The following is a 25,922-nucleotide window of genomic DNA, read 5'->3' on the forward strand; positions in this document are numbered from 1 at the left end:
TGCCTGAAACCACTTAATTGATTATAATCATAAGTTTTAAGGCAGTAAAATGACAGCTTTTTTTCCTTTAGTTATTTTTTTAATCTTATACCTTGGAAGTGGTGTCTATTTTTCCTTTATTGGAATTGATAATCCGCTTCGCCAAGTTTCACCGGTAATTTGCCTATTACCGGCGCTATTTTTTGCTGTTGCATGCAGTGCAGGTAAAATTCAACGTAACATCGATACTTTCATCGAGGGTATGGGCGATAAAAACACCCTTACTATGTGTTTAACTTTTCTATTTTCTGGAGCATTTTCTGTGGTGACTCAATCAATTGGTAGTGCAGATACTGTTGCTGATTTAATTCTCAATTTCCTTCCAGCAAGATTATTACTGCCTGGAATATTTTTAGCTTCCGCTTTTATATCAACTGCAATTGGTACGTCTATGGGAGTTGTTGTATTAATGGTACCAATAGCTGTTAACTTAGCAAAAAGTGGGGCTTTTGGTCTTGAAATAGGAACTGCAACTGTAGTTGGAGGTGCCGTATTTGGTGATAATCTTTCAATGATATCTGACACTACTATTGCATCTGTTTCTTCACAGGGGGCCACGATAAAAGATAAACTTAAAGTGAATTCTAAAGTAGCATTTGTTGCCAGCATTATAACGCTTGTCTATCTGGCAATTATGGCAGATAGTACAAAAATTATTCCTACATCAAATTTAGATTATTTATCAGTAATAAAGATTATTCCTTATATTTCTTTAATAATCATGGGGTTATTTGAAGTTACTACTTTAGTAACAATAACTATAAATATAATTGTTGCTAGTGTATTAGGGATGACTTTTTTTGACTATACTATCATTCAACTCTCTCATGACATATATGACGGTTTCAAAAAAGTAAACGAGATAGTGATATTTGCTCTATTTATTGGCGGATTGAGTCATATAATGTACAAGCAGGGTCAAAAGGCATTACACAAACTTATCGATGAAAGCAATATCACAAAAACTAAAGCTGAATTTGTAATAGCGGGCATAGCATCTATGTTTACTGTTTTAGTTGCTAATAATACCATTGCTATTTTATTAAGTGGCGATATTGCAAAAAGGCTCGCGCAAAAGCATAATATTCCGTCATACCGTAGTGCATACTTGTTAGACATTTTTGCTTGCGTTACAAAAGGCATTTTGCCTTATGGTTCCCAGCTGCTGCTAGCAGGTAGCATTGCTTCTGTCTCACCTATTTCTTTGTTAATACAAGTTTATTACTGCTTTATTTTAGCAGCAGTTACAGTAGGTGAAATAATCATCAATGGCAGACGTTGCGCGGCTACAACTTAATGTACGAAGATTTCTCTTCATATTACATTTTTGTACCCATAAGAAACGAATTGCCATTTTCATCAGCTACTTGGATAATAGATATATTCACAAAATTGTTCCATTTTTCTCAATAGATTTTGGTTTTCTTTTCCCCTTATTAGGAGAGCATAAAACTTAGCTTTTTAATAAATCTCATTTTAACTCCAATACACTAACTATGAAACAATCTATATTGCCATCAAAAACGGAATTTATATTGCCAACTTCATGTCCAGTCCTTAAATCCTTTACCATTTGATATGGATGCATAACATACGATCTGATCTGACTGCCCCAACCTATATCGCATTTCTTGCCATATTCTTCGGCCATTTTCTGTTCTTTTTTTTCCAATTCAATTTGATATAAACGTCCTTTAAGTAGTTTAAGTGCTTCATCTTTATTTTTATGTTGAGAACGACCATTTTGGCATTGAGCTACAACGCCTGTTGGAATATGCGTAATACGTACCGCGCTTTCAGTCTTATTTACATGCTGACCACCTGCTCCAGAAGCACGGTAAGTGTCGATCTTTAAATCCTTTTCATCCACAACAATATCTATTGAATCTTCAATTACTGGATTTACTCCTACACTTGCAAAACTGGTATGACGTTTACCATTTGCATCAAATGGTGATATTCTAACCAATCTATGAACTCCACTTTCGCTTTTTGCCCACCCGTAAGCTTTTTCTCCGATGATCTTTATTGTTGTAGATTTTATACCAACTGCATCACCATCTAATTTTTCTACAACTTCAATTTTAAAATTGTGATAAATTTCTGCCCATCTTGTATACATGCGCATGAGCATCTCAGTCCAATCATTGCTCTCTGTTCCACCAGCTCCTGAGTGGATTTCTAAAAAGCAGTTATTGTTATCTGCTTCACCAGTAAATAAGGATTCTGTCTCTTTAAGTTTGATTAATTTCTCTAGCTTTACTAACTCACCTTTAACTTCAGAAAAAAATTCTTCATCATTCTCATCAATAGCAGATTTCATCAAGCTGATAGCATCGTTATAATCGCTTTCTAGCTTTGAAAACGATTCTATGTCATGCTTAATTTTAGAGCGTTCTTTTAAAATTTCTTGTGCTTTTTGATTGTCTTGCCACAGATTATCATTCGACGCTTGAGAATCCAGCTTTTCAAGACGCAACTTCAATTTTTCTATGTCAAAGACACCTCCTGATAAGAGAAATACTTTTATTTAATCCTTGAAAGTATTCAAGGATTTCTGGATGGGTTTTCATTATACTTTAGACTTTAATATATTTATTATCACTAACAATAACAGCAAACAAAATAGAAATTTAACCATATAATAGTTAATTCAAAATAATTTTATTATACTTGAATGTTCAATAAAATCAAGTGTGTATATTTATTAAAAAATAAGGTAAAGTAATGAATATTAAAATAAGTTCTCATTATGGTTTAGACAAAAAGGCTATTGATGATTTAATAGAGTCTCTCGATAATCAAGAATTAGAGAATGTTCGTAATATTGTAAAAACGATAGATAGCGTTCAGTTAGCTTATTTTTTATCTACTTCGATCAGTGATCACAGGGAGAAATTAGTTAATATCCTCGATCAAAATTTGTTAAGTGATGCCTTAGTACATGTAGTACCAGATTTACAAGTAGAGATCATAGAAATATTGGGAATAGAAAATACAGCAAAGTTACTAATGCTTCTTGATATAGAAGACATAGTAGCTATAGTGAAAGATTTAGATAGAAAGTCTATAGAAAATATACTTAACTACTTACCCAATGCAACTCAAAAATTAGTAGAGGAATTGTTATCATACCCAGAAGAAAGTGCAGGAAGGTTGATACATAAAAATATGGTTATAGCTCCATATTATTGGACGATAAATCAGCTAATGGAATTCTTGCGCAACTATAAAAAAATACCAGAAACATTTTATCAAATTTTCATCATTAACTCAAAATTAGAACCCATAGGCATTTTCAACTTAAATAAGGTAATATCTCACTCAGGAGAAACAATAATAAAAGAGATAATGAGTCAAGATATAAAAATAATTAAAACTGGAATGGACCAAGAAGAAGTAGCAAGAATATTTAAAGATTACGCTCTATTATCAGCTCCAGTAGTAAATAAGAATGGTAAAATTATAGGTGTAATCCTTATTGAAGATGTAATCAAAATTGTTCAACAAGAAGCAGAAGAGGATGTGCTTAAAATAAGCGGTGTATCTTCTAAATCTGATATAAATGCCCCTATACATAAAACTATAATTAAAAGACTACCTTGGTTACTGTTTAACCTCTTAGCTGCAACAATATGTTCTATAGTAGTTGGCTTTTTTGATAACGTAATACAAAGTTTTATAGTACTGCCAATAATTATGCCAATCATTGCATCGATGAGCGGAAATGCAGGATCCCAAACAGTAACACTAACTATCCGGGCAATCGCAACAAAATATCTAACTGAGCAAAATGCAAAAAGAATACTGATGAAAGAATTTTTAATAGGTCTTATAAATGGAGTGATTTTATCTACAATTTCGCTTGTAGTATTAGCAATAAGGTTCCATAGTTTAAAAGTAGAGATCATTTTCGTAGTTTCCATGATTGCAATGTCGATTATTGCAACATTTATCGGCACTTTCATTCCTATAATGCTTCATCGTTTAAGATCCGATCCTGCTGTTTCGTCTTCAATCTTAACATCAGCAACAACTGATATTCTGTCAGCTCTTATATTTTTTGGTCTAGCCACGATCTTTTTATTAAATAGCTGAATCTTGCTATATAAAAAAATTGCTTTACAAGCTTTACCGGCCACGTTATCATTACTCATAGATGCATTGAAGAAGAAAAATAATAGTCGATGAAGAAATAAAAATACATGAAACTGAGCTGCTTTAGTTTTAAAATAAAAACTAAAATAAAACGCTAAAGTATGCAAAAAAATTCTTGCTTTGCTAGATCTCTTTAGCTACAATGCAGTCTAACGTAATGAACACATGGGGTGTGAGTTAGATGCATTTTATTATGTATATCACTCAGAAAGCAATTCTGGATTTTTTAAGAATACATCTATTTTAGTCAGAAGTCAAAAGAAAAGCACACTGTTACTCAGCAATTAAAGTCACTTAGGATTACCGTAAGGTTTCTACAGCAAATTGTTTTGGTACAGCTGCATAAGAATCAAATGTTGAAATCAATCTTCAGAAAAGAGGTTTACGACAAAACAATCAAAATATGAATATTAAAATATAGGCGGCTTTATGTTAGGTAAAGAAAATATAGGAGAACAAGTAGCAGATAATCAAATGGATTATGTAGATGCTGGATCAGCAATAGTTGATTATGAAAATATATTATCTAGTGAAGAACTTCAGTGTTGACGAAGTCAAGAGAGCCCTAGAGTAACAAGATCTTCATCTATAGGCAGCAGCAGTACATCGACTGATGAAGAAATGTTTAGCTGTATAAGCATTACAAGTGATGAAATAGTGAAAAAAGCAACTTTTTTTGTTAAGACTTTTGTTAAAGAATTCAAGGAAAAACTATCTGAATGTTCTAAGAGACTGTACGTGATCTCAAAAAAGGGATAGAATGAGAGGATAAAGTAGGATATGGGAAGTTTATATCCAAGTGATATAAGTCGAGGAAAGTTTGAGATTATTGTAGCAGATCTGAAGTCTTGCAGGAAGAGGACGATATTACAGGACTTATGCTCATTCTGCTGTGAATATCTATTTCCGTAATATTGCAACTTATCACTGTTACTGTATCAGTTAAAACCCTTATATCATCTCTAGTAACCTGCTTTTTTACAATTTTAAGTAGCTCTTCTGACACATTGATGAAAAACATCATTGTTAATAACATATTTTGGAAAATTATAAAAGATGAGAATGCTAAAATTACAACACTAAAATTAATTTTTAAGGTTAGTAATGATGGAAAAAACAAGCTGATATTCAGAACGGTTACTACTGCCAAAGATATTTCTTTGCTTCAGCACTATAATAGCAATGAGTTAAAAGAATTTAAAAAAAGAGCATTAGAAAGCGTGTTCATGAATGGATGCGATATTAGTGGTAAAATATTTCACATTTGAGCAGAAGAAGAGGAAATATCAAAAAAGGACGAAAAAAAAATTAAGCTGTTTAAGTTGAAGGTGGAAGAGCTAAAAACATTAGAAGGAAAGGAATTATACCAAGCATTCGAAGAAGCACGAATTTCAGATACAGCAAATGAGGAATTTAAGGAGATTAACTTAGGATCACGCAGTAACAGTTTTGACGATCTTTTATCAGAACTTTCTAATCTTAAAATAGATAAAGTAGAGAAAGCTATAGAAGGAATTTGTAAAAAACTTGCTGATATATATAAAGAACATGAGAAGTTGCTTGATAAAACAGAGTCAGCATACCATGGCTTTGTTTATGGTTTTCTAGCAATGAATTTCAAATATAGGTATGACCTTGACTGCTATGTTGAACGTATAGAAGGTAAAGGTTATACAGATTTGATATTAATTTCGCGTAAAAAAAATAAAAGTTGGAATGCAATACCTGTGGTAGTGGAGTTTAAAGCAAAAGACGAAACTGTAGAAAAAGCAATAAAATAGGATAAAGGACAGAGGTTATCTATACACTCCTCTTAGTATGAGAACCTCTGCTGAACAAGGAGTAATAGTGGGAGTAAATTTTACTCTTAACCCTCCAGTTGTAACGAAGAAAGAAAAAATATATCAGTCACAAGGCTTTATAAACGAGTTGTTGAACGGAATAAATGATCTACTTAAAACCACAGATAGTGCAAAAAGAGATAACATTAAAAATGACTTAAAGGAAAAAATAGAAAAAGAAATAAAATACCTATACTTTGCATCTTCTGGAGTAAGAACAGAAAATTACCTAAGTAGGTTAATTTTAGGACAAATGCTGGCTGCAGAAGTACCAAACGGTAGTAAGCATATTTTTATTCACGATGACAAATATTTATCTTTTTATGATGGCAAAAACGAAGTAATAGTAAAAAGTGGCCAAATCAGTACCTTCCTAATTAAAAAACAGAGCAAAGCATTAGTTTTTAATATTATAGAATATAAAGGAACTGGTATACCTGTAACAAGACACAAAAAACCAGTTCGTTTTGAAGGTAGATATTTTTTTACTTCACAAGACAATAAGTACACAGAATTCAACATAAAAGTAAATTTAGAGTCAGTAGAAACAAAATCATTAGAAATCAATGTTAACTGTATTAACGACTTCTCAGAGAAAGAATATCAAGGTAAGTCATCAGAAATTAAAAACATAACTTTAGATAGCTTTTTTGATATAAAAGAAGGAGATAGCAAAAATGTTACGAAAGAGGATCAAGAAAGTCAAAATGAAACCATAAAATTACTGAAAGAAGCGTTGTTTTCGCATAGAGGATTGATAGAGTCAGAAAGCCACTTTCAAGCGGTTATGCAAGGTTTGTTGATGAATTATAAGAAAGAAGACAAAAAAACTTTGGTATTTACAGAGGCAAATCCTTCAGGCCAAGGAAGAATAGATGTAGTCGTTTCACTATTTGGGAAAAACAACAACGAGCATAAAATTACAGTAATAGAACTTAAATATGCAGAAGGCAAAATAGACTCTCAAAACAAATTTAATGAAGCAAAAGAACAGGTAGAGAAGTATAAAACTAATCTTAAGACCTTTAGTGATGAAAAGAAGTTTACAGAACCGTACATGGTTTTCAATGCAGGTGCTCAAAATAATGAGCAACTTATTTATTATGGTACAATACTCGGTAACATCGAACATACCTCTCAAAGTGAATTATCATTAGAATCAAGTGGATATGAATCAGCATGCTCAAGCAAAGATGAGTCAGAAGAAGCAGAGAGTCAAACAGGTTCAGTATTAGGGAAAAAACGACTACAACCTTCAGAATTAGGTAGAGTAGAAAAACGCATCAAAGGCTTAAGTCTGACAGAACAGGGAAAAGTTGTTCGATTAGGTGATATGTGTAATGCACATGTAGTTTACCCACAAATCCCCTGTGTAGAAGGTAGTGGAAACGTGTTTATAAACGGCAAGCCTGTATATCGTCAAGGTGACAGATGGCTCGAACATTCATCTACTACTAATCCTGAACTACCAATTCATAATAATGTAATTCTTGTTCAGGGATCAAATTCAGTATTTGTAAATGGCAAAGCTATTGCTCGTACAGGTGACCTAATTTCTTGTGGAGCAATAGCAGAACAAGGAAGTAACAATGTCTTTGCAGGGTAAATAATATGCGTGGTATGAATTCTGAAACTGGTAAAACAATAAGTGGTATAGAGCAGTTAAAACAATCAATAGTTGATATTTTAACTACACCAATTGGCACTCGTGTTATGCGCCGAGATTATGGATCAAGGTTATTTGAGCTGATTGATCATCCAATTGTACCTGGTTTTGCACAAGAACTTTATGCTGCAGTTGCAGAAGCATTAGAAAAGTGGGAACGTCGATTTAAGCTTAAACGTGTACAAATAACAGAAATAAAAGAAGGTAAAGTAACTCTCATTTTAGAAGGAATCTATCTGCCAAATGGAAAGCCAATCCGCCTTGATGGTATTATAGTATAAGGCAGTAGAATGAAAACACCAAATATTGTCGAAACATTAAAATTTGAGGAAATCCTTTCGCGAATGAAAGAAGAGTTAGTGCATCGAGATGCAAGTTTTTCTGCTCTAACTGAGAGTGATCCAGCAATAAAGATACTGGAAGTAGCAGCCTGGCGTGAACTTTTGCTTAGGCAAAGGATTAATGATGCAGCACAGGCAAATTTACTTGGTTTTGCAAGAGGTAATGACCTTGATCACTTGGCTGAATTTTATGGTGTGCTGAGAAAGGAGTCAGAGAATGATGAATACTTAAGGAAGCGGGTAAAAGCCAAAATTGTTGGTTGGTCAACAGCAGGGAGTAAAGAGCATTATCGCTATCATGCATTATCTGCTGACACGAGAGTAAAAGATGCGCAAGTGGTATCACCTATACCAGGAAGTGTACAGATTTCAATACTTTCCACAGAAAATGATGGAGTACCTTCAGAAGAATTGCTAGAGATCGTCAGAAATCACGTTATTCGTGATGATATTCGTGTATTAACAGATACGCTTACAGTTATTGGCTGTGGTATTATTCCCATTACTATTCATGCTAAAGTGCATATTTACCCTACTGCATCCAAAGATGTTATCGAAGCTGCAAAGGAACAATTTATCAAAGATCTTGAATCTGCTAAAGGTTTAGGGTAGAATGTTACCAGATCATGGATTATTGCCCACCTCTTTATAGAAGGTATGCAGAATATAGAGCTTACAGAGCCGATAGAAGACATCGTCGTGCAAGATAATGAATGCGTTACTTTCAATAATTTAAGTGTTAGGTAAAAATTGGTGATACTTCCTCAAAATGCTTCAAAGCAAGAGCAAATACTTACAGACATAATTAATTATTCTTTTGATGCAAATTCTCTACGGGGATTTAAATTTAACCCACAGACTGAAATGTTGCCGTTGCTAGTAGCGGAATACGGATTGGGAGAAATTTTATCCTGGGGTAAGAAAGTTACTAAGAGTGCATTAAAAGAATGGGTCTTAGCTAAGCAAAACGGAATAAGATTTCAACGTTTGCGCGGTACACCACAGTTGCTGAAGATGGCGCTGAAGTGGGCAAACATTGATAATATTACCATTCAAGAAGAACCACCAGGAGAGCATTTTGCTGAATTTCAAATTGGCATCTCTGATGTTCCTAATGACTTTTTTGTCGATAGTGTAATTGCTCTGGCAAAACTTTCTGCACTGGCAAGATCTCGATTAATGCGAATATTCAATGACTATTACAATGCTCAGCGGTTTATGTTAGATGAAAGTATTTTTGAAGATCTTCTTTCAGACTACTCAGGTGTAAAAATAGCAAAAGAAGGACCAGTATTATCGTTTGGAAGAAAAAACTCATTTGAGCTGAAAATAGGAAATCCAAGATTTAAATTTGGCACTTTTAGATCACATTATGATAGAAGTTACAGTAATGATTTATATAGATTAGATGTTGCAACATTAGGAGAGACAGAGCCTCACACGAAGAATTACAACGGTACATATGAAAGAAATCATGAGTGGTACAACTTAGAAGCACTATATCCTCTACTACAGAGTTTATTGCCAGAAATTAAGTTTGCTAAAGCATTGATAGTATTGTCAGATAGTTGGAATTTAGGGGATATCAATGCTTGTTTTGCATCAACTACTTATGAAGAAATAGAGCATACATTTCACTTAAGTGAAGATAAACTTTCTGAGCAGATTTGGAATTTTCAACGTACACCAATTTTAGAGCGATTTAGTATAACTTATTACTATGAAGCGAAGAATTTTACTGATCAAAAAATAATAGAGTCTAATTTAGTGGAATATCACGTTGATTGTAAAAATGATTCAGATTCAAAACAGAAAGATCCCATTCATGAGCTAGAAAATTATGTAGCAGCATTCTATCTAGGTATGGTTACTTGGCATGAACATCGCCACTTACATCGCCCTTGGAAAGATTTTGATCCTATTATTGCAAAAAAATTGGACGTTTTTTCTACGTATCTTGTATATACATAATATCAACTGCACAATCAACTATGTCAGTACTCACACAATCAGGCAGAGCAGCTATTGCTGCGAGCATAAAAGAGCAACCGATACATCTTGCTTGGGGATCTGGAGATTCTACCTGGGAAAGCAGCTACAAAGTTGAAAAAACTTTTGCAGCAGGCGGCAAGATAAGTTTAGATCACCACACTATTAAAGATGTAAAAGTTTATACAGGGCAAACAATTTATCAGTCAAGCATAGATTATATAGTTGATAGTAGCTTAGGCACTATTGAGCGTGTAGAAAATGGTGCAATTATAGCAGATAGCGTAATCACTATAGAGTACACTCAAGACACACCACCGGAACTAATTACTTCTGCAACATTAATTAAGGAAGTTGGACGTCGTGTTGTTGATGAGATACTCTTTTGTACTGGTGATGATGGAGAGCTTCTAACTCCCACAGGTAGGTTTAAACCCTCTAATGTACCAACTAATAATCTTTTTCTCAAATTCACTTTCGATTTCACGGACTCAGCAAATCAAGTAATAAGGGAGCTCGGGGTTATGGTTGGTACAAAGGTAAAGGAAAAAGTGTCATCTGGGCAGAGATATTTTGAGCCAAAAGACGTGGAAAATCCTGGAATTTTGTTAGTTTTAGAACACACCGTACCACTTATCAGAACATCGGCCACAAGAGAGACTTTTTCATTTGTTGTAACTTTTTAGAATAAAATGACTTTAAACAACTATTATAACCGCTTTAATCCTGACAAAGAATACGAAAAAAGCTTATTTCTTGCTGGAAGAGGTTTGCAATCTGCAGAATTAAACGAGACTCAGGAGTATGCTCTCTCTAAGCTTAAAGGCATAGGCGATGCAATATTTCGTGATGGTGATGTTATAACAGGAAGCAATTGTATTATAGATAGAGAAACTGGTAAAGCTACACTTGAAGCAGGAAAAATCTATCTTCGTGGAGCGGTGAGAAAAGTAGAGGAAAAAGAGTTTATTATTCCACTGAGTACTACAGTTCGCATAGGTGTTTATTATCTAGAATCTACTATTACAGAACTTGAGGATGAAAATCTTCGTGATCCTGCTGTTGGTACAAGAAATTATCAAGAAGTAGGGGCAGCAAGACTTAAAGTTTCCACCATTTGGGGTTATCAATCTGAAGGTATTTCTTCCCCTTTTTCTGTAAATGGAGAATTTTATCCAATTTATAACATTGAAAATGGAGGATTAATAGAACATTCACCGCCACCAAAAGCAAATATAGTAACTACTGCGCTTGCTCGTTATGACAAAGAAGCCAATGGTTCCTATGTCGTAAATGGTCTTGAAGTAATGTTCCTGCAAAAGGAAGAGGGAGAAGGAGGAAAAAAATATTTGTGATTAATGAGGGCAAAGCTCATGTTGATGGCTATGAGATTGAGTTACCTCACAGTATTCGCATTTCTTTTTATGAAGATCCAGATATAAAATCAGTTGAATCAGAACCACATACTTTTCAACAAAATAGCCAAAGAGTAATGGAACTTAAAGTTAATGATTTTCCAATAAGTGAAATCAAAAAAGTAGATATAACTGTTCAAAAAACCATTACCATTACTCATGGTTTATATTCAGGAGCTGTTGATCCAATACCTGACTCTGAAGTACTTGAGATTATTCAAATTAAACAAGGCAATGTTATTTATGAAAATAGTATAGACTATAAGTTAAATGCAGGAAACATTGATTGGTCATTACCCGGCAAAGAACCAGCTCCTGGAAGTAGTTACCTAATAACCTACCGCTGCCGCACTCATGTAAGCCCTGAAGATATAAGTGAAGAGGGGTGTAAGGTAAGAGGTGCAGTTGATAACAGCTTGGTTTTGATTGATTACACTTGGAAAATGCCCCGCTTTGATTTAATTACTATAGATGCAAAAGGGGTAGTAAGGAGAATAAAAGGTATAGCTTACCCTTGGCGACCATCGATGCCTAAAACACCTTGCGGACAACTTTTGCTCTGCTACATTCATCAGACGTGGAAAAAAGGCGAAGGGGTAAAAATAGTAAATAATGCTGTTCATGCTGTGCCAATGAATGAACTTGAAGCAGTGAAAAAAGGAATAAATGATCTTTATGCACTTGTTACACCTGAGAGTTTACGCAGTGATGCAAATTCACGAGAACCTACCACTAAAAAAGGAGTATTTGTTGACTCATTCTTCGATGATGATATGCGTGATCAAGGAATTTCACAATCTGCAGCAATAGTAAATAGGGAGCTGATATTGCCGATAAACGTAGAAATCATTGATATCGAAAGAGGTAGAGAACCTTATCTTTTACCTTATAAACTTGAACCGGTATAGGAGCAGCTTTTACAGACTAAAGGAGAAAATATTAATCCATATCAAGCTTTTGATCCAGTCCCGGCACAAATTACTCTAAATAAAAACATTGACCACTGGACAGAGGTTACCACTAATTGGAAAAGTCCAGTAACCAGAGTATTTAATGTTAAAGAAACGACAGAGCTGCTGTCAAGTACTTCATACGAAACTAAATTTATGAGAGAAGCAATACGGAATTTTGAGATCGAAGGCTTTGAGTCAAGTGAGAAGCTTAAAGAGATAAAATTTGACGGAATAATTATTCAACTTACAGCGTAAAAAAAGATGTTAACAGCTAACAACCAAGGAAAATTAAAGGGAAAAATAAAAATCCCAGCAAACATTCCAGCAGGTGCTAAATTAGTACAGTTTTATGGGGATAAAGGAAGCTATGGAGAGGCAACTTACACTAGTAAAAAAACAATTACCATAGAGGAAAGAAGAAGAGTTATCGTAGCAAAAAGAATTGATCCTTTAGTGCAAACATTTACTCTGAATGAGAGTAGGCACATAGGAGGCGTAGAGTTATGGTTTATAAATAACGACAAAAGACGTGTTGTTATGCAGATTAGAGAAACAGCAGTGGGAATGCCCTCGCAGACTGTCATTGCTGAAAGTTATATTGAGCCAAAAGATATAAAGATAGATGGCACAGCAACGCGTATAGAATGGTTGCCAGTGTTTTGTCATGCAGGAGATTAGTATGCAATAGTTTTACTTACCGATGATTCAGAGACAACAGTCAAAATAGCAGAGCTTGGCAAATATGATGCAGTAAATAGCCGCTGGGTAACGAGTCAACCATATCAAGTAGGAGTATTACTTTCATCAAGCAATGCAAGTACCTAGACTCCACATCAAAATTTAGATTTAACGTTTCGATTACTAGCTGCAAAATTTAGCGAAGTTTCTCACATTATAGATCTGGGTAAAGGTACTGCAAATAATGCATCAGATTTAATTATTTTGACGAACGTCGAAAAAGTAGCATTTGATACCAATGTAGAACTTATCATAACAGATGAAGAGGGAAAAGAGAATTTTTTGTCTGATAATTTGCCTCTTGCACTGCGTGAAAGATTATCTGGAGAGCTAACGGTAAAAGCAAGCCTAAAAGGAGGACGAGAGAAAAGTCCAGTTCTTTATCCTGGGTTACAGCTAGTTATAGGTAATAAAGGGGAAAAAGGAGATTATGTTCCAAGAAGTATTACAGCAGGGGCTAACACTAAGATTACAATTACCTATGATGCGCTAATACCTGGTACTGCAGATGTTGAAGCGTATGTGCAAAAAAACGTGAATTGCCAATTATTTAACAGTGAATTTAACATCAGGAAAACCAATTGGAGAAAATTGGGTAGAGAGAATTCATGTACTGACAAATTTGAATGGCAATGAGACAAGGATAAAATTAGTTTTAAGTGGTACGGTTATCTATCGTCCTAAAGTAAAAAAATTGCGAGTGATTATTACTTGAATCAATGCCAAATGACCGAAGCAAACGAAGATATACACTACCACATCCAGAAAGTATTGTAGTGGAAGATGTAGTACGTATTCGCAGAGCTATCAAAAAAATAGATGAAGATATCACCGAAAGATGAACTAAAAGATAATTTTAAACGATTGAGCTTTGAAACTTTATTGAATTTGTGGAATGACCATTGCTAAAGAAGCCATAGATGCATTGCATAAAAGAATTAAAGATTTGGCAGCAAATAGCACACCTGATCAACTGGCATATCTTGCAAAATCGCTGGAATTGATAGCAGATAAAAAAGCTATTGCCAACGTTGTGCAAATGACTGAAGTAAAAAGAATAATTGATGCACTACAAAAGAGGCTTAAGGATTTAGCAGAAAACAGTACACCAGATCAATAAGCATATCTTGCTAAAGCATTGGAATCAATAGTCGACAAAAGTGCAGTTTCTGAAATTGTACAGATGACTGATGGTAAGCTAAAAGAACTTCTTGATAATGCAAAAAAACACTTAACTGATCTGGATACTAAAAAAGCTAGTTCTTCAGCAGTGATCTCTGAATCAGAGAAGCAGTTATTAAAGAGAATTGATGAAAAAGGAACAACAAATTTATCGCTACTTGATACGAGAAAAAATGCCAATATTGTAGCAATAAATAGCATTAGTAATAGTCATAAAGATGGTTTTAAATTTTAGTAGAAGATTTTCGTGCTGTTAATAATGTACCATCTGGCTCATCAATTATTAGGGAAATAAAAACTCGAATTGAAAACATCCTTAACACTTTGTTGACGGGCGATTTTTAGCCAGAACGTGCTGGTATCACCGCATACATTTGTTGTCTTAGGCGCTGGAGAGCTTAGCGTGTTCCGCCGCACGATGTCATTCATTACCTGAACTCTTTCACACACATAGAAACATTACTCTTCGATACTTGGATATCTCCGCAATGTTTAGTGCTTGGCTTCAACAACGTTCGACTAAGCGAGAACGGACATGTCCGTCCCCCCGTCAACAACGTTCGACTGAGCGAGGACGGACATGTCCGTCACCCGTCAACAAAGTGTTAAAGAGCATGCAACTGAAACATTGTAAACTTATCGCAACAACGCTACAAATCGGTTCAATATAGTTAAAAACAGATACATGAAGTTTTTTATTCGTAAATACGAACAGGTCGTGTATCTGAATATTACTGATAAAACATGAAACATATATTGTTTTATTCATTCAGAACGAAAAGAGATTTAAAATATATATCAAATCAATGTTATTTATTTATTTATTGTTGAGAGATCTTCTTTTGCCTGGTTGCAAAAATGTAGGCGACTTTGGAAAAATTGCGAGCGGAAACTCAACACTAGCCTGCAAATGGTCGTTCTTGCTTTCGCTGCTTTGCTTCTGAAAAGATTGTGAACAGGTTCTTAGATATTAGATTTTACTTCTGTAAGTTCACATTTAATCTGATCTATTTTCCCATTCAAATTTTTATGTGCATCTTCGATTAATTTATTCATTTCATCTTCTAAAAGAATTCTTATTTCTTTGCTTTGTGAAGTGATAATATCGGCTATTTTGTCTGTGATTTCAGGTTTTATAATGCTTTCAATTTTTTCTTCAGTGTATTTTTTTACTGCTTCTTCTACCTGAGTTTTTATTTTTGGCTTTAGCAGATCTGCAACTTCTGGTCTTACTTTTTTCACTGCTTTTTCAGCATTTGCTTCTAATGACTTTACTGTCTTATCAATTGAAGTCGATATTTTTTTTCTATTTGATTAGCTTTTTCGGTAGCTATTTTGTTAGCTTTCTCTTCAGCTAAAGTTAGCATTTTTCCTTCTATTTTTTTACTTCATCTTAAGCTGCTTTTCTAGCTTCTAGTTTTAAATCGTTACCCATTTTAGATATTACTTGATTCGCAGCTTCTTTTGCTGTTTTGCTTATATCAAGAATTTTATCAAACATTCCTGCACGATACACTTGAGAGCCGAAGTTTGATTCGTCAGCCAAATTTTTGTAATTGTATTCTTTCATAATGTACTCCTTAATTTAAAAACTATACTAACATTGATATACAAGTATAAAAATTATATTAATATTAGTATTGCTTTTCAGGGCAGTAGTATAAATTTATAGTACCTTTTGAAAAAATTCATGACTTGACGACAAAGAGCATTATATTGGTATCATGACTGACTTGGAAAAGATGAGAGAAAAACTGCAAAATCAAATTAATTATCATAATATCTTATATTATCAAAAAAGTAAGCCAGAGATAAGTGATTCTGAATACGATGAACTGAAGAAAAAGTTAGCTGCAATAGAGCCAGAAGCTTATGCAACACAAGATAGTGTTGGTGCTCCGCCTGATGAGAGATTTTCTAAGGTGGAACATCAAGAACCTATGCTTTCTCTTGAGAATGCTTATGATGAGCAAGGTGTAGAAAAATTTTTATCTAAAATAAAGAGATTTTTAATTGCAGATGAAATAGAAATACTATGTGAGCCAAAAATTGATGGATTGTCATTTTCTGCAATTTATGAAGATGGGAAATTTGTTAAAGCTGCAACTCGAGGTGACGGTTTTGTAGGAGAGGATGTTACTCACAATGTTGCAACAATAAAAGACTTTCCTAAGTTTTTACAAGATGTGCAAGGAAGACTAGAAATAAGGGGTGAAATATATATCAGTAACAGCGACTTTTTAAAGTTAAATGAAAATAATGAATTCGCTAATCCTCGAAATGCAGCTGCTGGTTCTTTAAAGCAATTGAATGAGAACATTACAGCAAAAAGGCCTCTTAGATATTTTGCTTATTCTTTAATTGGTGGAATAGAGAAAAGTCAAAGTGAGATACTAGAAAAGCTTGAGAAATTTGGTTTTTGCGTAAATGAGCATCGTTCCTTAACAAGTAGTTTGAATGGAATGTTAAAGTTCTATAACGAGATCTATGATTGTCGTTATAACTTGGATTATGATATCGATGGAATAGTCTATAAAGTGAATGATTTGGTGCTACAAAGTCGTCTGGGAAGTACACACAAAGCGCCACGCTCAGCACTTGCATATAAGTTTTCTGCGATTTATGCGAAGACAAAGTTAAATAAAATATTTATACAGGTGGGTAGAACGGGGGTTTTAACTCCAGTTGCAGATTTAGTACCAGTCAATATTGGTGGAGTATTAGTTAGCAGAGCAAGTCTACATAACCAAGATGAGATAAAACGTAAAGATATAAGAGAGGGAGATGTTGTAACAATTAAAAGGGCTGGGGATGTAATTCCTCAAATTGTCAAAGTAGATGAAGGTTCTCGTCATACAAATATGCCTGAATTTGTTTTTCCTGACATATGTCCTGAATGTGGTAGTAAAGTGCAGATTAAAGGAGTGGCAATAAGATGTCCTGAAGAATTTAATTGCAAGGCTCAAATAGTAGAAAAACTAAAACATTTTGTGTCAAAAGATGCATTTGACATTGTTGGCCTTGGTGAAAAACAAATAAAGTTTTTTTATGATCTTAGCCTAATAAGACAAATTCCAGACATTTTTATTTTAGAGGAAAGATTAAAAGAGTTTTCCTTAAAAGAGCATCATGGTTGGGGCGAGAAGTCAATAGCTAATCTATTAAGTGCTATACAAAACAGAAGAGTAATCACTCTAGATAGGTTCATATTTTCTTTGGGTATCAGATTTATCGGTCAAGTTGCAGCAGAATTGCTCGCAAATTATTATGTATCTTATGATAACTGGTATAATTCGATGTCATCAAATGATGTTGAGTTGGTAGGTATAGATGGTATAGGAGAAAAAGTAGCTGAATCTTTAAAATCGTTTTTTTCTCAGGAACGTAACATTAAAATGTTAAATGACCTTACTGCATATCTGCAAATTCTTCCCGCGAGCTCCAACTCTAGCGATTCTTTTTTGAATAACAAAATTATAGTGTTTACTGGTAAGCTACGTGCTATGAGCAGAGGGGAGGCAAAAGTAAGAGCTAAAGTTTTAGGGGCAAAGATCAGTTCAAGCCTTTCTACTAAAACTGACTATTTAATTGCAGGAGAAGATCCAGGTTCAAAATATAAAAAAGCAATGGAATTGGGTGTGGAAATTTTAGATGAAGAACAGTGGAACAAATTGTGCTAAACACAACTTAATCTGACGGGAATGAATTAACTGATAGAAGAATTGAAAACTAATATCAGACTCTTATTTAATACAATTGAACACTCCCTGCTCTTTATAAACATTTATGCAACAAAGCCAGTTAAATAGCTAAGCACCCCTCTAATATATGATTTCTCTTTAACTTTTTCTAAATATGGACTAGGTAATTCTTCCTTCTTATCTACAAATTCGAAATCATCTTTCTCAAGAAACAACTCATGTATTATTTGTGCTAGTATCATAAAGTCTTTTTTTTAGGGGACTGAACAAAGCCTGGATATTGCTCATCATGTGCAGTTTTTTCATAAACAGATTGAATGAAAGTAGATATTCTTTTTTCTAATTTTCTCAAATTTTCTACCAATTGCTTTTCCCCTAGTAAAGGTATTTGAAGCTTTTTTTGCTTTAATACCTCCTTTTCTGATATGTGACCAGAATCGTTAATAAACTTACGTGTTATTTGCTCTAACCTTTCCAAGTCTATTTCTGTATTATAATAAGAAAGAGCTGGATAATTTTCATCTTGGAACAGCTTATTATGATAATCAGAAGCTTCAATAAACTTATTTACTATTTCTTTTAATTCTTGTAAAGCATTTAGCTTTTGATTGAAATCAAGATATTTTTTCAACTCCGTCCACCACTCATATTTAGCAGATTTTTCTTGTTTTTCTATTTTATTTTCTAGCTCTTCTACTACTTTGCTATCTGCAAATGCTTTTATATATGTTCCTCGAATAACAGGACAAAAAGTTTGAGAGAATCGTCTGTGACATATATACTCAATAGTCTGAAAACACTCATTTTTTATCGAGTATGTTAGTATATTAACTAAACTTTTTAAAAGAACTTGCTGCCCTTTCGGATTGTTTTTTATATTCTTTTCAACTAAGTTCAACATTTTTTTTTATCAGTCATTTATTATCAATTAATGAGACTATAGCCAAAATTGTTTCGATCTGCCCTACTTTTCTACTAATGATCTGATTAAGATTTTTTTCATTGAGCTTGGCAATATCATTGCTTACAAGTATAAAGGCATTTTTATATATTTCCCGAATAATTAAGAATTGTGAATCAGGGTACTCGCGCCTATTTCTAGTAGGTTTTTGTGTAAAATGTTCGTATAGGTTTGTAACAATTGAAACATCTGGTTTATTTATAGCTTCCCTTAAAGAAAGAACTAACATTTTCTTTAAGTTAGCTTGTTTATCTATATCAGTTAAAAGTCTAGGATCACTTTCTACAGCTAATATCTTTTTCCACCATAAAGTTATAACTTTTTTATTAGAATAATATAGCTTAATTGTTAACTATATCTGTGAGAAAATCAAGAGTTATGTATTTTTTTATATTTTATATAGGATTATTAATATTCACTTTAGTTTCAGAAACATACTGTAAATTAGAATCATAAAAATCTTGAATGTTCATTTTTCCAAAAACGCAAAAAAAGTACCTATCTTTGTGAAAACAAGCCTATAAAAATATGGTTGTGGAAATGGAAGCTTAAAATCATTGCAACAAAGTTAGGCAAATTGGTTCATATGTAAATTTAGTGAAAGTAAACCAATATAACTGATTTGATGGTATAGAAAAATCGCTATATTGAAAAGTTTATATCGTACACCAATTGATTCTAAAAAAAATGTTTTCACACTAACTGGTTTTGGGTGCTGGAAGTGACCAAATTACTTAGGTTGTTTAATAATGAATGAGTATAAATTTATTTCCTTCTACTAATCGTACATTGCCCAGAGTGGACAAATGGGAAGATTATACTATTAAAGATCTATAATATTAGAGCTCTGCCTAAAAAGTAAATACATTAACTTTTATTCCACAACTTTGCAGTATTACTTATTTAATGATGAGATAAGAATTGCGTGCTAACAAATAATAAAAGTTAATATAATAATAGAAATATTGACATATTAACAGTATTATTATACTCTTAATATAGTTAAGTAATTAAGAGAAATTATGAGTATTATATTGTTTTATAAGAAATTTAATGACCATGATTTAGGTGATGATAAAAATTCTTTGAGAAAAAAGTTCAACGAAATAATTAAAGATTTAAAGGAGAACAACAGTACAAGCCAAGGGAATATAAAATTAATAAAAGGTGATGGGAATATTGAATATTCTCGAGCTAAATTAAGTGATAGTGACAGATTATTATTTACAAGTATAAAGCATAACAACAAAGATGCTTTTGTTATTTTAGAAGTAATTCTGAATCATGATTATCATAAGTCTAGATTTTTAACAAATAGAGAGAAAATAAAAAACATAGAAGTAACAAGTGAAGAAGTTTCTGATACAGTGGAGATTGAAGATGTTCCACAAGTTAGTTGTCTCGGTAAATTTATTATTTTTAGTGCAGAGCAGTAAGATATAGTTGAAAGGATTGGAAAGCTTGAATTACCTTTAGTTATCAATGGGGCCGCTGGTAGTGGAAAAACATCAGTGGCTTTGGAGAGCCTAAAGAAGATAAAAGGGAAGTTTGAGGGAGGAAAAATTCTATATATTACCAAATCAGAAAATCTTATAAAAGAATCAAAAAAATTACTTAAATACGAATACTATGATGAAACTGCTAATGAGTTCAAGATTGCTGCTCCGGAAGAAATTGATTTCTTATCTCTGCATGAGTTTCTTGAAAAGCGAGCAAAAGATATAAAAGGAAAGAAGCCTATTGATAGAAGTAAGTTTTTTTCATGGTTCAACATAATATGCAAGAAAGATAAATTTAAAGAGTATAAAAAAGATGGAGATAAAATATTCGAAGAATTTACAGCTGTGATAGGTGGAAGAGGCTTATTAGGAGAAGATGGAAAAGATAGATATGGTCAATTAGGAGACAGACAATCTATGTTTTCTGTAGACGAAAGGAACAGAGTTTATGATTTTTTTAAAGAGTACAGGAAGTTTATAGAAAAAGATTCAGAGTATTGTGATCCTAATCTTGTTGCATATAAGTGCATTACAGAAGGAATGTATAGTGCGATTGTTGTAGATGAAGTACAAGATTTGACCGAAAGCACACTGAGTTTAATATTAAAAAGTTTAAAAGATGAAAGTAAGGATAATTTTTTGTTATGCGGTGATATTAATCAAGTAATACATCCTAGTTTTTTCTCTCTATCTAAGTTAAAATCTTTTCTCTATCAAAATCAATGTATAAGGGATCAAGGGTCAGAAGTTTTTTATACCCTTGAGAAGAATTATCGTAATAGTGAACAAGTCATTGAGATTGCCAACCGTATACTACATCTTAAGAATTATTGTTTTGCTTCAGAAGATAAAATAACAGTAGACAACGCTTTTCTAATGAAGAGTGAAACTAAGAACAAAGGGAACGTTGGCTTTATTATTGATGATAAAAAAGAAGAAATAGCAAAAAAAATAAATGAATCTGTAAATTGTGCTGTTTTAGTTCTGGATGATGAAAGCAAAGAAGATGCTCGTAAATTGTTTGATACTCCACTTGTGTTTAATATACATGAAGCCAAAGGCTTGGAATTTGAAGATGTAATTCTTTACAAGTTTACATCATGTAAAGCTTATAATGAAATATGGAATATAGCATGTCCAAATAAAAGTGAGGGGGAGATAGATAATACTATTAACAGAATTCGTGATTCATATAACGAAAGGGAAGTTAACACTTCAAGAAATAAGGATAAGAAAGATAAGTCTTTGGAGAAATATAAATTTTATATGAACGCTCTGTATGTTGGAGTTACTCATGCTGTTGATAATGTATATATTATAGATGATGAGAGTAATTTATTGAAAATAATAGAGCCAAGGGAAGAAGGTAATGTAAATATTGAGCAGGAAAAATCGATTCCTGAAGAATGGAGAAATAAGGCACTAGAGTTAATAGAGAAAGGAAACATAGAGCAAGCAGAACTTATAGCAAGGAAATTGTAAAACGAAGGAAAAAAAGAATATGCTGAAGAGGTTACGAATGCGTTGAGAACTAATAGATATCATGAAGAGGATCAGATCTTAGATAAGAACAAGCATACAAATTCAGTGTTAGGGATTGATATAAATTCTAGGTCTTCACAAAGCTCAGAACATGAAGGAGATGATATTAGCAAACCTCAGAATGAAAAGGGCAAACATAATCAAAATAAAAAGAAGAAAGCTAAAAAATGTCATCAAGTTCAAAAGGTAAAACCAGAGTTTTCTTTTAGAAAACAAAATAGCAAAAAGCCTCAGAATGAAAAGTATAAACAGGATTTAAATGACGAAGAGGAATCAAAAAGATTAGAGAAAAATACAAATGAATTATTTTTAGCTTTAAAAAATAAAAATTTGAAAAAGGCTGAACGATTAATTGAACAAGGAGTTAATGTTTATGCTAGAGATAAAGTAAATCGTACTTTTTTGCATTGGTCAGTAGAAAATGGTTATTATGAAGTAGTTAAATCTCTTCTGAGTAATGGAGCTGACGTTCATGCTGTAGCTGGTGTAAATCAGGAAAATTTGACTTCTTTACATACAGTAGCAGGAAATGGTTACATAGATATAGTTAAACTTCTTCTGGATTATGGAGCTGATGTTAATGCCAAAAATGCTTCAGGTAGGACTCCCTTACAAAAGGCTGCTGAGAATGGTCGTTTAGAGATAGTTAAATACTTCATCGAAGAAAAAAATGTTGATGTTAATGCTAAGACTAAAGTAGATAATACTCCTTTACATTTGGCAGTAAAAAGAGGTCTCTATGATATAGTTAAATTTCTTCTGAAGAATGGAGCTGAGGTTGATGCTAATAATAAGGAAGGTTTTACTCCTTTAGATCTAGCAATAATCGATTATAAAGATAGTATAGTTACACTTTTTCTAGATTCTAAGAGACTGTACATGATCTCAAAAAAGGGATAGAATGAGAGGATAAAGTAGGATATGGGAAGTTTATATCCAAGTGATATAAGTCGAGGAAAGTTTGAGATTATTGTAGCAGATCTGAAGTCTTGCAGGAAGAGGAACTTATTTTCTATGAAAAGTTGCATTATCCAAAATCACCCAGCAATAAAGCTTGAACTAGCTATTAAAAACGTCTGTATCGCAATAGCCTTCAAAAATCATAGGCGCCATAATTTTTCCCTTATTCAAAGCTGCAATCATACTAATACGCTGACTTTTGTGTTATCAATTCCAGATTAGTTGATATATACAAGAATTTCAGTGGTTTTTGTTTCTATGAGTTTTTTAAGCTCAGCACGTTTTTTCTGCGTCCTTAAATAGTCCTAATTTAAATTTGTTTTAAGTTTAAAGTCTTTCGTTAGGTTTGCAGAATACATTTCCTTATTATCTTGGTTATAGAAAGTAAATTTGTGATCGTCTAAACCTAATATTGCAAAGCCAAAGCCGAAAAAGTTTCTAACTTCGTGTGCTAAGTAATTTCTACTATTTGGATAGTTAAATTCTACGTTTTGATAAACAGGTTCTTGATCTTGAGCGTGTAATAATGCACCGCCGTTTCCAACTATAATCTGATCTGGCACATTATCCATTAATAAAATCTGGGCTATATGAATGTGGCCAGAAACTATGGTAGTAACATTGCTTGGAAATTTATCTCCAAAAGCTTCAATTTGTGTAAGATTACCATGGCTTTTTAATGTCAAAAATTCTTTTTTTGGAGATCTCCAAAGTGGTTTATGAGTCAAAAACCACGTGGGCTTATCTTGTATCAATTTATCAAACTGCCTCTCAAAAGCATCAACTGTGCTTTGGGTTGTAAAAATTTCCTCACCGGATGAAGAGTCGAAGATAAAAAACTTCATCGGCCCAGCATCTAAGAACCAACTGGAAATAAGATCTTCACATTTTTGAGGGAAAAAGGGGTATGAATCTAAATATCTGAACCATCCTTCATAAGCTCTATTACAACTCTCATGATTTCCACGAACAAAAAGAAAAGGAGATCGTGTTAAAATATCTTTTGCAGGCTCAAACCAATCAGCGTACCAAGCTTCTTTGCTATATCCATAAATATCGCCGCACTTTTTTGTGTTTCTACATTTTGTTTGTCTATAATGATAATCACCAACATGGATAATTAAATCTGGTTTATGAAAAGCGATTGAATCTAAATTTTTTTTCAAAGGCCAGTTATCTACAGAATTACATTCTTGCTGAAATAACATATTTATTCTACATCCTGTATCGCCAATGAAGGCAATTTTGCTGATCTTTTCCGCTAATACGGGAACTTTTATATTGTCAATACTAATGTTTTGAGCATTTGTTTCTACTATCAGTTCACAAACTGTTTCGGTATTGTTAATTGAGCTGCGACTTAGCATTTCTACTGCCTTATTATCGACGTAAGCAATGGGACACATGTTATTGTCTATAATCGCACGTATGCTTAATTTATTTTCTGGAATGATTTGAGACCATGTGTACAATATTTGTGCATGAGTGGGGTAAAAGCTAATTGTAAGAGATAGAATTAAAAAAATGAAGATATTAGCTATTTTCATTTGTATAAAGACCTTAATTAAGAATTAGTAGTAATATTATCTTAAATGATTAAAGTTTGTAACCGTAAAATTCATAGTTAAATTATATAGGCATTTCCTAAATTATCCTAGTATCAGATTGACACTTTAGATGAAAAATCCTAAAATGATTAAGTAATTTAAAGTAATTATATAGAAACTAGAATAAAGTGCGGTCGTGGTGGAATTGGTAGACACGCAGCGTTGAGGTCGCTGTGGCTCACAAAGCCTTGGAAGTTCAAGTCTTCTCGACCGCACCAAGTTGTTTGGTGTAGGTGAAATGTTTATAGGAAATCAAAGTAGAAATAAAGTAGAAAGGGCCATCAGTGAAGTCAGGAGTGGTCTTCCAATTTTAATATATGATGATGAAAATAACTATCTATTGCTTGCTGCTGCTGAAACTTTAGAAAAAAATTTATTTAGTCAATATAAGCTTATATCAGGTAATGTGTATGTTACTTTGACTGCAAGTAAGGTTAAATACATATTTAAGAGTAAAGAACATAGTAGCAAACGTCTGTTGATAAGCAATTTTGATGAACTGCTCTATTTAATAAACTGTTCAAAGGAAGATTGGATAAAAGAGTTGCAATGCTCAAAGACAATAGATGCGTATGCTGTTGCCTTGCTTAAGTTCTCAGAATTATTGCCATACGCGTTAGTGGCTGATATGACTTTTGAGAATAAACATGAAATGCGAAATTGGTGTGAGGAAAATGACATTATTGCACTAAATACGTTACTTGTGAATGATTTTCAACAAAATCATAGTGTGTATGAAGTGTGCAAAACATCATTATTTTTAAAACAGACTCAAGAAGTAGATATCATATCTTATAGAACCAAAAGTGGCGGAAGAGAACATTATGCAATTATCATTGGCAATCCAGATAAAGATAATGAGCCATTAGTGAGAATTCATTCTTCATGCTATACAGGAGACTTATTAGACAGCTTATCATGTGATTGCAGAAGCCAGTTACATAAAGCGATTCAAATGATGACCGACTTTGGGAATGGCATTATATTATATTTGATGCAAGATGGGAGAGGCATTGGTTTAACTAATAAGTTAAGAGCATACAGTATGCAAAGAAAATATAATCTTGATACTGTTGATGCAAATAGAGTATTGGGTTTTGAAGATGATGAAAGGAGCTTTGCTGTTGCAGCTAAAATACTTAAGAAATTGAACATTAACAAAATACAATTACTTACAAACAATGGTAGAAAATTATTAGAGTTGAAAAATAACGGTATAGAAGTTACAAAATGTATACCACTTATTATGGAACGCAATGAATATAATGATTCATATATGGAAACAAAATTTGGCAAGTTAGGCCATGGATTAAGGGTTTATTAGCTTTTT

General features: G+C 33.1%; 23 protein-coding genes, 1 tRNA gene and 7 pseudogenes. 22 read left to right on the forward strand and 9 right to left on the reverse strand.

The window, feature by feature from the left end:
• The first annotated feature begins 49 nt into the window (after positions 1-49).
• Positions 50-1,336, forward strand: a complete 1,287-nt coding sequence (locus JSQ73_RS06395; protein WP_214250153.1) for a Na+/H+ antiporter NhaC family protein — start codon at positions 50-52, stop codon at positions 1,334-1,336.
• Between the two features lie 174 nt (positions 1,337-1,510).
• On the opposite strand, the gene prfB is transcribed toward JSQ73_RS06395, so the two are convergent.
• A protein-coding gene (gene prfB / locus JSQ73_RS06400; RefSeq protein ID WP_234301751.1) for a peptide chain release factor 2 occupies positions 1,511-2,612 on the reverse strand; the annotation gives its coding sequence in 2 pieces (ribosomal slippage) (positions 1,511-2,545 and positions 2,547-2,612; 1,101 coding nt in all).
• A 154-nt stretch (positions 2,613-2,766) separates the two neighbouring features.
• Between prfB and mgtE the strand changes: the two genes are divergently transcribed.
• Together mgtE and JSQ73_RS06670 are read left to right on the forward strand one after the other, a co-directional pair.
• Complete coding sequence (mgtE, locus tag JSQ73_RS06405; protein WP_214250155.1) at positions 2,767-4,137, forward strand: magnesium transporter; 1,371 nt, start codon at positions 2,767-2,769, stop codon at positions 4,135-4,137.
• 840 nt (positions 4,138-4,977) lie between these two features.
• The gene (locus tag JSQ73_RS06670) at positions 4,978-5,109 is read left to right on the forward strand and encodes a hypothetical protein (RefSeq protein ID WP_255701072.1); all 132 of its coding nucleotides are present in this window, start codon (positions 4,978-4,980) and stop codon (positions 5,107-5,109) included.
• Here the strand turns inward: JSQ73_RS06670 and JSQ73_RS06410 are convergent.
• A pseudogene (locus JSQ73_RS06410) lies at positions 5,045-5,203 on the reverse strand (baseplate assembly protein); the annotation flags it as partial. The gene JSQ73_RS06670 and the pseudogene JSQ73_RS06410 overlap by 65 nt on opposite strands.
• A 4-nt stretch (positions 5,204-5,207) precedes the next feature.
• Here JSQ73_RS06410 and JSQ73_RS06415 point away from each other — a divergent pair.
• The 13 genes and pseudogenes from JSQ73_RS06415 to JSQ73_RS06480 form a co-directional block, all read left to right on the forward strand.
• Positions 5,208-5,465: a hypothetical protein gene (locus JSQ73_RS06415; protein ID WP_214250157.1), complete on the forward strand. Its 258-nt coding sequence runs from the start codon at positions 5,208-5,210 to the stop codon at positions 5,463-5,465.
• 60 nt (positions 5,466-5,525) lie between these two features.
• The gene (locus tag JSQ73_RS06420; RefSeq protein WP_214250158.1) at positions 5,526-5,978 is read left to right on the forward strand and encodes a hypothetical protein; all 453 of its coding nucleotides are present in this window, start codon (positions 5,526-5,528) and stop codon (positions 5,976-5,978) included.
• Between the two features lie 37 nt (positions 5,979-6,015).
• Positions 6,016-7,644 (forward strand): PAAR domain-containing protein, encoded by a 1,629-nt coding sequence (locus JSQ73_RS06810; protein WP_214250159.1) that lies wholly within the window; start codon positions 6,016-6,018, stop codon positions 7,642-7,644.
• A 5-nt stretch (positions 7,645-7,649) separates the two neighbouring features.
• Positions 7,650-7,985 carry a GPW/gp25 family protein gene (locus JSQ73_RS06435; RefSeq protein ID WP_214250160.1) on the forward strand — a complete coding sequence of 112 codons (336 nt, stop codon included), beginning with the start codon at positions 7,650-7,652 and terminating at the stop codon, positions 7,983-7,985.
• A 9-nt stretch (positions 7,986-7,994) separates the two neighbouring features.
• A pseudogene (locus JSQ73_RS06440) lies at positions 7,995-8,792 on the forward strand (baseplate assembly protein).
• Positions 8,793-8,798: 6 nt separating this feature from the next.
• Positions 8,799-10,016, forward strand: coding sequence for a phage tail protein (locus JSQ73_RS06445; protein WP_214250162.1), 1,218 nt, complete (start codon positions 8,799-8,801; stop codon positions 10,014-10,016).
• 20 nt (positions 10,017-10,036) lie between these two features.
• Positions 10,037-10,720, forward strand: a complete 684-nt coding sequence (locus tag JSQ73_RS06450) for a hypothetical protein (RefSeq protein WP_214250161.1) — start codon at positions 10,037-10,039, stop codon at positions 10,718-10,720.
• Between the two features lie 6 nt (positions 10,721-10,726).
• Positions 10,727-12,657 (forward strand): annotated as a pseudogene (locus tag JSQ73_RS06455) (DUF4815 domain-containing protein).
• A gap of 6 nt (positions 12,658-12,663) precedes the next feature.
• Positions 12,664-13,080, forward strand: a complete 417-nt coding sequence (locus JSQ73_RS06460) for a hypothetical protein (RefSeq protein WP_234301752.1) — start codon at positions 12,664-12,666, stop codon at positions 13,078-13,080.
• A 264-nt stretch (positions 13,081-13,344) separates the two neighbouring features.
• A complete protein-coding gene (locus JSQ73_RS06465; protein ID WP_234301753.1) occupies positions 13,345-13,776 on the forward strand; it encodes a hypothetical protein in 432 nt (143 codons plus the stop codon).
• Between the two features lie 83 nt (positions 13,777-13,859).
• Positions 13,860-14,049 (forward strand): annotated as a pseudogene (locus JSQ73_RS06470) (hypothetical protein).
• Positions 14,036-14,661 (forward strand): annotated as a pseudogene (locus tag JSQ73_RS06475) (hypothetical protein); the annotation flags it as partial. The pseudogenes JSQ73_RS06470 and JSQ73_RS06475, both read left to right, overlap by 14 nt.
• 481 nt (positions 14,662-15,142) lie before the next feature.
• Positions 15,143-15,277 (forward strand): annotated as a pseudogene (locus JSQ73_RS06480) (IS5/IS1182 family transposase); the annotation flags it as partial.
• Positions 15,278-15,285: 8 nt separating this feature from the next.
• Here JSQ73_RS06480 and JSQ73_RS06485 read toward each other — a convergent pair.
• Entirely contained in the window at positions 15,286-15,564 is a 279-nt protein-coding gene (locus JSQ73_RS06485; RefSeq protein ID WP_214250163.1) for a hypothetical protein, read from the reverse strand.
• A gap of 151 nt (positions 15,565-15,715) precedes the next feature.
• A complete protein-coding gene (locus JSQ73_RS06490) occupies positions 15,716-15,892 on the reverse strand; it encodes a hypothetical protein (protein ID WP_234301754.1) in 177 nt (58 codons plus the stop codon).
• Between the two features lie 154 nt (positions 15,893-16,046).
• Between JSQ73_RS06490 and ligA the strand changes: the two genes are divergently transcribed.
• Positions 16,047-18,002, forward strand: coding sequence for an NAD-dependent DNA ligase LigA (gene ligA / locus JSQ73_RS06495; protein ID WP_214250164.1), 1,956 nt, complete (start codon positions 16,047-16,049; stop codon positions 18,000-18,002).
• Between the two features lie 104 nt (positions 18,003-18,106).
• Here the strand turns inward: ligA and JSQ73_RS06500 are convergent, their stop codons facing one another.
• Genes JSQ73_RS06500 through JSQ73_RS06510 form a run of 3 tightly spaced genes read right to left on the reverse strand, consistent with a single transcriptional unit; the run spans position 18,107 to position 19,213 of the window.
• On the reverse strand, positions 18,107-18,265 hold the full coding sequence (locus tag JSQ73_RS06500; RefSeq protein ID WP_214250165.1) for a hypothetical protein: 159 nt from the start codon (positions 18,263-18,265) through the stop codon (positions 18,107-18,109).
• Complete coding sequence (locus JSQ73_RS06505) at positions 18,262-18,924, reverse strand: hypothetical protein (RefSeq protein ID WP_214250166.1); 663 nt, start codon at positions 18,922-18,924, stop codon at positions 18,262-18,264. The genes JSQ73_RS06500 and JSQ73_RS06505 overlap by 4 nt, the downstream gene beginning before the upstream one ends.
• Positions 18,925-18,937: 13 nt before the next feature.
• A complete protein-coding gene (locus JSQ73_RS06510) occupies positions 18,938-19,213 on the reverse strand; it encodes a hypothetical protein (protein ID WP_214250167.1) in 276 nt (91 codons plus the stop codon).
• 793 nt (positions 19,214-20,006) lie between these two features.
• Here JSQ73_RS06510 and JSQ73_RS06515 point away from each other — a divergent pair.
• Genes JSQ73_RS06515 through JSQ73_RS06525 form a run of 3 tightly spaced genes read left to right on the forward strand, consistent with a single transcriptional unit; the run spans position 20,007 to position 22,925 of the window.
• A complete protein-coding gene (locus JSQ73_RS06515) occupies positions 20,007-20,420 on the forward strand; it encodes a hypothetical protein (protein WP_214250168.1) in 414 nt (137 codons plus the stop codon).
• 15 nt (positions 20,421-20,435) lie between these two features.
• Positions 20,436-21,965 carry a UvrD-helicase domain-containing protein gene (locus tag JSQ73_RS06520; RefSeq protein ID WP_369409691.1) on the forward strand — a complete coding sequence of 510 codons (1,530 nt, stop codon included), beginning with the start codon at positions 20,436-20,438 and terminating at the stop codon, positions 21,963-21,965.
• A 42-nt stretch (positions 21,966-22,007) separates the two neighbouring features.
• A complete protein-coding gene (locus JSQ73_RS06525; protein WP_214250169.1) occupies positions 22,008-22,925 on the forward strand; it encodes an ankyrin repeat domain-containing protein in 918 nt (305 codons plus the stop codon).
• A 162-nt stretch (positions 22,926-23,087) separates the two neighbouring features.
• Here JSQ73_RS06525 and JSQ73_RS06865 read toward each other — a convergent pair.
• Both JSQ73_RS06865 and JSQ73_RS06535 read right to left on the reverse strand, forming a co-directional pair.
• Positions 23,088-23,281 (reverse strand): annotated as a pseudogene (locus JSQ73_RS06865) (IS630-like element ISWpi11 family transposase); the annotation flags it as partial.
• A 9-nt stretch (positions 23,282-23,290) separates the two neighbouring features.
• On the reverse strand, positions 23,291-24,532 hold the full coding sequence (locus JSQ73_RS06535) for a metallophosphoesterase family protein (RefSeq protein ID WP_214250180.1): 1,242 nt from the start codon (positions 24,530-24,532) through the stop codon (positions 23,291-23,293).
• A gap of 190 nt (positions 24,533-24,722) precedes the next feature.
• On the opposite strand from JSQ73_RS06535, the gene JSQ73_RS06540 reads away from it, so the two are divergent.
• Positions 24,723-24,810: transfer RNA gene (locus JSQ73_RS06540), tRNA-Leu, on the forward strand.
• Positions 24,811-24,830: 20 nt separating this feature from the next.
• Complete coding sequence (locus tag JSQ73_RS06545; RefSeq protein WP_214250181.1) at positions 24,831-25,916, forward strand: GTP cyclohydrolase II; 1,086 nt, start codon at positions 24,831-24,833, stop codon at positions 25,914-25,916.
• The last annotated feature ends 6 nt before the right edge of the window (positions 25,917-25,922 follow it).

The organism is Wolbachia endosymbiont of Anopheles demeilloni (assembly GCF_018491735.2).
Taxonomy (GTDB): Bacteria; Pseudomonadota; Alphaproteobacteria; order Rickettsiales; family Anaplasmataceae; genus Wolbachia.

What these genes read in the sequence shown, in the direction of transcription:
- JSQ73_RS06395 (WP_214250153.1), top strand. Translation starts at nt 50, where the DNA reads ATGACAGCTTTTTTTCCTTTAGTTATTTTTTTAATCTTATACCTTGGA.
- mgtE (WP_214250155.1), top strand. Translation starts at nt 2,767, where the DNA reads ATGAATATTAAAATAAGTTCTCATTATGGTTTAGACAAAAAGGCTATT.
- JSQ73_RS06670 (WP_255701072.1), top strand. Translation starts at nt 4,978, where the DNA reads ATGGGAAGTTTATATCCAAGTGATATAAGTCGAGGAAAGTTTGAGATT.
- JSQ73_RS06415 (WP_214250157.1), top strand. Translation starts at nt 5,208, where the DNA reads ATGAAAAACATCATTGTTAATAACATATTTTGGAAAATTATAAAAGAT.
- JSQ73_RS06810 (WP_214250159.1), top strand. Translation starts at nt 6,016, where the DNA reads ATGAGAACCTCTGCTGAACAAGGAGTAATAGTGGGAGTAAATTTTACT.
- JSQ73_RS06435 (WP_214250160.1), top strand. Translation starts at nt 7,650, where the DNA reads ATGCGTGGTATGAATTCTGAAACTGGTAAAACAATAAGTGGTATAGAG.
- JSQ73_RS06450 (WP_214250161.1), top strand. Translation starts at nt 10,037, where the DNA reads ATGTCAGTACTCACACAATCAGGCAGAGCAGCTATTGCTGCGAGCATA.
- JSQ73_RS06460 (WP_234301752.1), top strand. Translation starts at nt 12,664, where the DNA reads ATGTTAACAGCTAACAACCAAGGAAAATTAAAGGGAAAAATAAAAATC.
- JSQ73_RS06490 (WP_234301754.1), bottom strand. Translation starts at nt 15,892, where the DNA reads ATGAAAGAATACAATTACAAAAATTTGGCTGACGAATCAAACTTCGGC.
- ligA (WP_214250164.1), top strand. Translation starts at nt 16,047, where the DNA reads ATGACTGACTTGGAAAAGATGAGAGAAAAACTGCAAAATCAAATTAAT.
- JSQ73_RS06500 (WP_214250165.1), bottom strand. Translation starts at nt 18,265, where the DNA reads ATGATACTAGCACAAATAATACATGAGTTGTTTCTTGAGAAAGATGAT.
- JSQ73_RS06505 (WP_214250166.1), bottom strand. Translation starts at nt 18,924, where the DNA reads ATGTTGAACTTAGTTGAAAAGAATATAAAAAACAATCCGAAAGGGCAG.
- JSQ73_RS06510 (WP_214250167.1), bottom strand. Translation starts at nt 19,213, where the DNA reads ATGTTAGTTCTTTCTTTAAGGGAAGCTATAAATAAACCAGATGTTTCA.
- JSQ73_RS06515 (WP_214250168.1), top strand. Translation starts at nt 20,007, where the DNA reads ATGAGTATTATATTGTTTTATAAGAAATTTAATGACCATGATTTAGGT.
- JSQ73_RS06535 (WP_214250180.1), bottom strand. Translation starts at nt 24,532, where the DNA reads ATGAAAATAGCTAATATCTTCATTTTTTTAATTCTATCTCTTACAATT.
- JSQ73_RS06545 (WP_214250181.1), top strand. Translation starts at nt 24,831, where the DNA reads ATGTTTATAGGAAATCAAAGTAGAAATAAAGTAGAAAGGGCCATCAGT.